The following is a 6,304-nucleotide window of genomic DNA, read 5'->3' on the forward strand; positions in this document are numbered from 1 at the left end:
AACGCATGATCTTCTCTCCTGAATTTTGAAACCATACCGCCACAGCGGGTTTCAAAATTCAGGAGAGAAGATCAGAGAAAGATTCGCTGAAGCGGACCGGCTAGAAGCCGGTGGCTTCGATCCATTAGGTGGAAAGTTAAAGATTTCCGTGCTCCTGACGCCACTGATTTGGCCGCAATATCCGTTGCCAAAAGCAATTGGAACATCTGATGCAGGCAGTGTCTAGTTCAAGCTTGAACGCACGGGTCAGGATTTGTTGCTCAGTGGCTGGTCGCGCGCGCCCATAATTGTTGCAATGACAATCTTTCACCGGCATGCGCGGGAGTTCCAGTCGCCAAGAAAATCTTGAAGACGAACTCCCACGCGCGAGGGGCGAAGTCCGTGAGTGGTGCCCCCGGGCCCGGATTTATACGGGCCCGTCAGCCTCCGCTTTCGAATTCTTGCCGAATATTATTGAAACCCTGCCAAATACGACAGGATGGCCAGAACGTGCGCACAAGGGTTACCTCCCCTCGAATATTATCAACGCCACGTGTCTCCGTCGCACTTGCGATTTTCTGCCAGAGCACTGTAACGTTTGCGCTGAGCAAAATGAGGGAATGACTTCTTGGAGGTGGATGCGACACGATTGGTGCACCTTGTACGTTCTTTGGAAAAGGAATGTGCGGACAAGCGTGTCGTCTCGGAAGTCCTTGCAAAGAGTGAACTAAGCGGATGGGACACGACAGCGGATTCCGGAACAGTCGACTACGATTGCGAAGTGCTTTTTGTCAGAGAGGCCTGTGACGCCCTGGACGATATCACATTCGGAGCGAAGGCCGGATTAAGCTATGTCAATGCGCAGAATATCAACGGCTATATCGGCAAGTACTCTCATGATCTGCGAGCCGCCATCGAGAACACATCGAAATTCCATAACCTTCTGGGCCCCGCTGTGACCTATTCCGTCAGATCGACAGGCAATTCAGCCTGTTTCGAAATCGAGTGGAAAGACAGAAGCTATGCAAAGTATCATCGGCATATAGAATTCATGATGTTCGCTGGCCTGTCGCGGATGCGGGCGCTGACCAACACGAACTTTTTCCCCCTCGAAGTCAGGTTCGACCACAAAGTCAGTACCTCGCTGCCGGCTTTCCAGAAATTGGCCGGGTTTCCGGTTGTTTTCGGAGCGGACGCCCCTGAGATGATCCTGACCTTGTCATCCTTGGAACTTCCGATCCCCACAAATGATCAACGACTGCGCGAGCACCTGATGGAATACGGCGAACGGCTGCTGAAAGAGCAGAAAGACGGCGATGCGTCGCTGCGCTCAAAGGTGGAAAGCGTGCTGATGGCATCGTTACCCGGCAGGATCCTGAGCGCCGATGGCGTGGCGGGCAGTCTTGGTTTGAGTCCCAGAACATTCGCCCGTCGCCTCGCAACGGAGGGCCTAAGCTACCGCGACATCGTGGATCAACTTCGGCATGATCTGGCCAAGACGTTCATGAAAGACGGGATGTCGCTGTCCGAAATTGCGTACTCGCTTGGCTATGCGGATCAAGCCGCGTTTTCGACAGCATTCAAACGGTGGACAGGTGTCACGCCCGGCCGTTACAAATGAGATCGACGCCCGTGCTTTGCACAGACGCTTCGAAAACTCTGACGCCACCTTGAGGGTGCCATCGCGCAGAGTATAATCGCATTCTACCCTTTTCCGTCAGGTCCTCATGCACCCGATCTTGTATTCATTCCGCCGCTGTCCGTACGCAATGCGGGCCCGTTTGGCCTTGGCTGCGGCAGATGAACATGTCGAAGTCCGCGAAATTTTGCTCCGGGACAAACACCCCGCGTTTCTGGCGGCGTCCGGCAGCGGAACGGTTCCTTGTCTTGTGACTGCCGAAGAGACTATCGACGAAAGCCTCGACATCATGACCTGGGCACTGGCGAAAAATGATCCTGAAGGATGGCTGGCGATGCCGGACGACGGATGGGACTTGATCAAACGTGCCGATGGCCCGTTCAAAGATGCGTTGGACCGCACCAAATATGCGACGCGCTACCCCCAGAGCAATTCGGAAGAAAACAGGGAGATTGCCTCGGCGATCCTGACCGATTGGAACGCGCAGCTGGGTGACTGGATGTTTGGTCGCCCAACGATCGCGGACTTCGCCGTCCTTCCTTTTGTCCGTCAATTCGCGTTTATCGACAAAGGTTGGTTTGACGCACAGCCCTGGCCCAACGTGCAAAAGTGGCTTGAGCGCTTTGTGACGTCTGATCGGTTTCAAAGCATCATGTTCAAGCTGCCGCCATGGCAGGAAGGCGATCAACCGATCCTTCAGACCGAGACAGGGCTGGTGCGTATGACGGGTTCGGATACACAATAACCGGCTCTTTTGTCAGTGCAACGCATCTGTCCGGGTCACAATTCATCTTTCGGTTTCGTTGAACGAGTTCACAATTCTCGATCTATCGGGCGCGCCGGATTGCCGACGACAACCGACCCGGGCGCGACGTCTTTCGTGACCACGCTGCCTGCCCCGATAACGGCCCCTTCGCCGATCGTGACTCCGGCCAGAATGATCGCCCCGCCGCCGATCCAAACCCGTTTGCCAACAAACACAGGCCGGGCAATTTCCAGCCCTTGGACGTTCCGTTTGATCGGGTCCTGATGATGTTCTGCGCAGTAAATCTGAACGTTTGGGCCAAGCTGACACTGGTCACTGATCGTTACGCTGGCGCAATCCAGAATGGTACAGCCCGCGTTCAGATACACCTGATCCCCCAGCGTGATGTTGATGCCGTAAGCGCAGTGGAACGGCGCCTCGATCATGGCCGTTCTTGCATCAATCAGTTGGCGGAGCTTTGGCCCGATTGCTCCGCGGTCTTCGGGTGGCATGGTGTTGTGCTGATGGACGGCGGTTCGGGCGGTTGCGCGCAGAGCCTCAAGCTCATCATCCAGACAGGTGTACCATTCACCGGCAGCCATCTTTTGGCGTTCTGTTGTCATCCCGTCCATGCCCCACTGTAATCGTCTTGGAAATACCCGCCGCTGCATGGCGGGGTTCTTACGAGATCACCATTTCTCTGGCTCCAGCTGAAAAAGCCTGGACAGCTGCTCATAGACGGCAGGTTCACTGCGTTTGAGCGCTGCTGGTTGTTCAAAGAAAACCTCGACCGACACGGCAAAAAACTCCTCCGGTCCCTCGGCGCCATAAGCATCGATAACCGTTCTGTGCCCGGCGTGAACACTGTGCACATGTCGATCATAGGCAGAAACGAACGCCTCCGCCCATTCGGTAAATTTCTGATCCTTGTTCAGGATCGGAACACCGTCGGTATGCCCTGACAAGTCATCGATCTGGTGGGCAAACTCGTGAAACACGACGTTATGGCCATCCTCATCGTCGCTGGCCCCCTGTTTCGTATGTTGCCAGGACAAGACAACCGGCCCGCGCGACCAGCTTTCGCCCGTGCGCACCGTTTCGCGTTCGGTCAGAACATAGCCGTTTTGTCGTGTCATCCGCGATTTGAACGCACCGGGATAGATCAGGATCGTGTGCAGGTTTTCATACCATGTGTCCGTGTTCGCGATGAGCAGGCAAGCCTGCGCCGCAATCGACAGTTTCATGTCTTCGGTGACGTCCAAACCGTTGCACCCCACGAAGTCGACCTGGTTCAGAAACAGATTGATCTTGCCTTCCAGCCTGCCACGCAGTTCAGTCGGGAGCTTTCGCGTCAGTGGCACCTGATTTGCGACGATGGCGCGTTGCTGATCGGAAAGCGAGGACGTGAGCAAGCCGGCGCGCAAACGCCGCTTGGACCAATACCGAAAACCAAAGATGCCTGCCACGACAAGCGCAAGGAAAAGAACCCACATCATGCACCATTATTGTTGCACAGACATCAGGCAGACAAGGCCCGACGATGTGGTCTGGGGATTTTGGACCAGTCGTTCAGGTGAATCGCTTGACGAAAGTGACGATCCAGAATGAAGAGGCGAAAGAACCATTCGCTCGGGTTTAAAGCCAAGTTTGCAATTGAAGCGATCCACGAACATGTGACGCTGGCGCCGATCTCAAAGAAATATGGCGTTCATACCACCCAGTTCGGCACGTAGAAGCCTGCGGCGATAGCAAATATAGCGACTATAGCGACGGCTTTTTCGCGCCGCGTTTCCGCCTCCGAAGAGTGAGTGCGTCTGACGTCTATAACCTGCTGACGCTGACCCGATCCAAATCGTACTATGCGCCGAAGGGCGAAAGCTCTCAGAGCCTGTGATGCAAGGAAGCTATTGATAGGCAGTTCCTGGAAACACCACGGTACGGATCGCACCAACCTCTCGGGACATACCTGCCGGTCAGTGGAAACCTGCGTCCTGGAACAGGCGATTACCCTTTGCCATGGTTCCCGCGTCGCTGATCTTCTCCGGCAAATGCGGCTCAGGCCGCTGCCATACGAGAGACGTCACCAAATAGCGCTGCTCGTTCACTCAAACCTTCATTTGGGGAGCTTGGTGTTTCGATCGCCTTCGTGACCAATCCCCGATGTGGGCGGCAGTCAAAAATGGCCGCAGAAGGTGGCGGGCGATCAGGTGGCGGATTTCGGATGGGCTCAGCCTGTTTTGAAACCTCGCGATCATGCTGCTGCCGGTTGGTTCCGCGGCCTGGTTTTGTCCGGTTCTCCGAAGGCCGTGCGACGCTCAAGAAGGACAATCGACAAAAGGTCTTCCTCGACCGACAAAAAAAGTCGGTTTCGCTTGGAGCCTCGTGGACGCCAGACAATTGCCCCGCGGAGCATGCCGAAAAGTACACATGTGGCGGTGTGAACCATTCAGTTATCTGGCCGTAGACGCGTTTGCACTGCCCTCGCGGCTTCACATCCGTGGGTGGGAAATCTATGGTTTATTACTGTTATGTCTCCTTTTCGATACGACTTTGGCGGGAATTCCGGATGCTCCGAAAATGGCGAAATGGATTGGGCGGTCGGTTGCCTTTCCCTCCAGTAAATCCGAAATCTTCATTTTCGGCAATTGGTGATACTCATGGTCGCGCGGACTTGCTGGAACGCGCCCTCAACATATGCAAGGGCCGTCAGATCACTTGCGTCGGAGACCACATCGATCCCGGCAACGACAGCGCCGGTGCACTGCGCAGCCTTAATGCCCGGCCTGACGTTACCTGCCTGTCCGGCAACCACCAAGAAATGATGCTCAATTTTCTTGAGGCACCTGAGGAATACGGAAAACCATTGGCCGCGCGTTGGCGGTGTGCAGACGCTGGCCGGTTTTGGCATATCCGGTGCACACGAAGCGAGCGGGCCCGCTGCCATAGGGGTGGCCCGCGATGCTTTGAACGCGGCGATCGGTGCGGCAGTTTTGGATTCGTTGCGATCCTTGCAGACACATTGGCAGTCAGGGAACGTCTCGGTTGTCCATGCCGGTGCCGATACCGATACATCGATTGAAGACCAAAGCACGAAAACACTGCTCTGGGGCGTGAGAGTTTTTTAGGAAACGACGTCCAGACGCGGTTCAGGTCTTACACGGACACACGATCGCAGGCGTGTCAAAAGCTCAGGGTGGGCAGGTTGCAACCGACACAGGCGCCTTTTCTACCGGACGACTCACCGTTGCTCATGTTGAATGAAATAGAGTGACGTTTGAAACGGTCAGCCAGGCGTTCTTCCCCCAGTGTCTCAACCGTCATGATCTTTGGTTTGCAAGGGTCACGTGAGCCACAACCTGTATACCCACGTTGTGGTGGTGCAAGGTTCTCCCCCGCTAGAATCGTAATACCAAGATTGCGGACGACGCGTTAGGCCAGCCCTTTGATCCCCGTCGCTGTTGTAGCGGTCGCGAACACTCGGGCCGCACGCAGCGGATAGACAACGTCCAGCGTCAATTCTGGCAGGGTGATCGTGTCACTATTCTTCAGTTGCTCGGCAAAACTGCCCGCTTCCGCAAACATTATTGCGCAGGATAACTGTGCAAGATCAGATCCATTCGAAGGGGTAATCTCAAAACGATCCTGTACGGCTTTGCTCAGCCTTGGTTGATAAGCGTTGAACATGTCGGCAACGGGCAAAGCAGTCTCTTTTTGAAAAACCGGGCCAGCATTGCACGCAGCTGTAGCGCGACAATCTGGATGCGAGGAGCGCGTCAATCAGGATGAGAATCCTTGGTCGCGACACTTGAGACGATGCCGTCGTTTTCTATCGCGATCAAGGGTTTTGTGTTTTTGATTGTCGCGGCGCGTCAATCAGCTTGGATGTTAGCCGGTGTCGCTCTTTGAGCTGGGCGCCCAGGCCCCTTTGCTTGTTCGGCGGC

Annotated in this window: 6 protein-coding genes; 3 read left to right on the forward strand and 3 right to left on the reverse strand. The window is 55.2% G+C overall.

Annotated features, from left to right (window positions below):
* Positions 1 to 613 precede the first annotated feature (613 nt).
* Positions 614 to 1,600 carry an AraC family transcriptional regulator gene (locus LC354_RS25645; RefSeq protein WP_223428806.1) on the forward strand — a complete coding sequence of 329 codons (987 nt, stop codon included), beginning with the start codon at positions 614 to 616 and terminating at the stop codon, positions 1,598 to 1,600.
* 106 nt (positions 1,601 to 1,706) lie between these two features.
* Positions 1,707 to 2,363 carry a glutathione S-transferase gene (locus LC354_RS25650; RefSeq protein WP_223428802.1) on the forward strand — a complete coding sequence of 219 codons (657 nt, stop codon included), beginning with the start codon at positions 1,707 to 1,709 and terminating at the stop codon, positions 2,361 to 2,363.
* Between the two features lie 68 nt (positions 2,364 to 2,431).
* Here LC354_RS25650 and LC354_RS25655 read toward each other — a convergent pair whose 3' ends face one another.
* Together LC354_RS25655 and LC354_RS25660 are read right to left on the reverse strand one after the other, a co-directional pair.
* Positions 2,432 to 2,986, reverse strand: a complete 555-nt coding sequence (locus tag LC354_RS25655) for a sugar O-acetyltransferase (RefSeq protein WP_223428803.1) — start codon at positions 2,984 to 2,986, stop codon at positions 2,432 to 2,434.
* 66 nt (positions 2,987 to 3,052) lie between these two features.
* On the reverse strand, positions 3,053 to 3,859 hold the full coding sequence (locus tag LC354_RS25660) for a M90 family metallopeptidase (RefSeq protein ID WP_223428804.1): 807 nt from the start codon (positions 3,857 to 3,859) through the stop codon (positions 3,053 to 3,055).
* 1,070 nt (positions 3,860 to 4,929) lie between these two features.
* Between LC354_RS25660 and LC354_RS28195 the strand changes: the two genes are divergently transcribed.
* Positions 4,930 to 5,442 carry a metallophosphoesterase gene (locus LC354_RS28195; protein WP_399204358.1) on the forward strand — a complete coding sequence of 171 codons (513 nt, stop codon included), beginning with the start codon at positions 4,930 to 4,932 and terminating at the stop codon, positions 5,440 to 5,442.
* 350 nt (positions 5,443 to 5,792) lie between these two features.
* Here the strand turns inward: LC354_RS28195 and LC354_RS25665 are convergent, their stop codons facing one another.
* The gene (locus LC354_RS25665) at positions 5,793 to 6,062 is read right to left on the reverse strand and encodes a spike base protein, RCAP_Rcc01079 family (protein WP_223428805.1); all 270 of its coding nucleotides are present in this window, start codon (positions 6,060 to 6,062) and stop codon (positions 5,793 to 5,795) included.
* Positions 6,063 to 6,304: the final 242 nt, after the last annotated feature.

This window comes from Tateyamaria pelophila, assembly GCF_019966495.1.
Classification (GTDB): domain Bacteria; phylum Pseudomonadota; class Alphaproteobacteria; order Rhodobacterales; family Rhodobacteraceae; genus Tateyamaria; species Tateyamaria pelophila.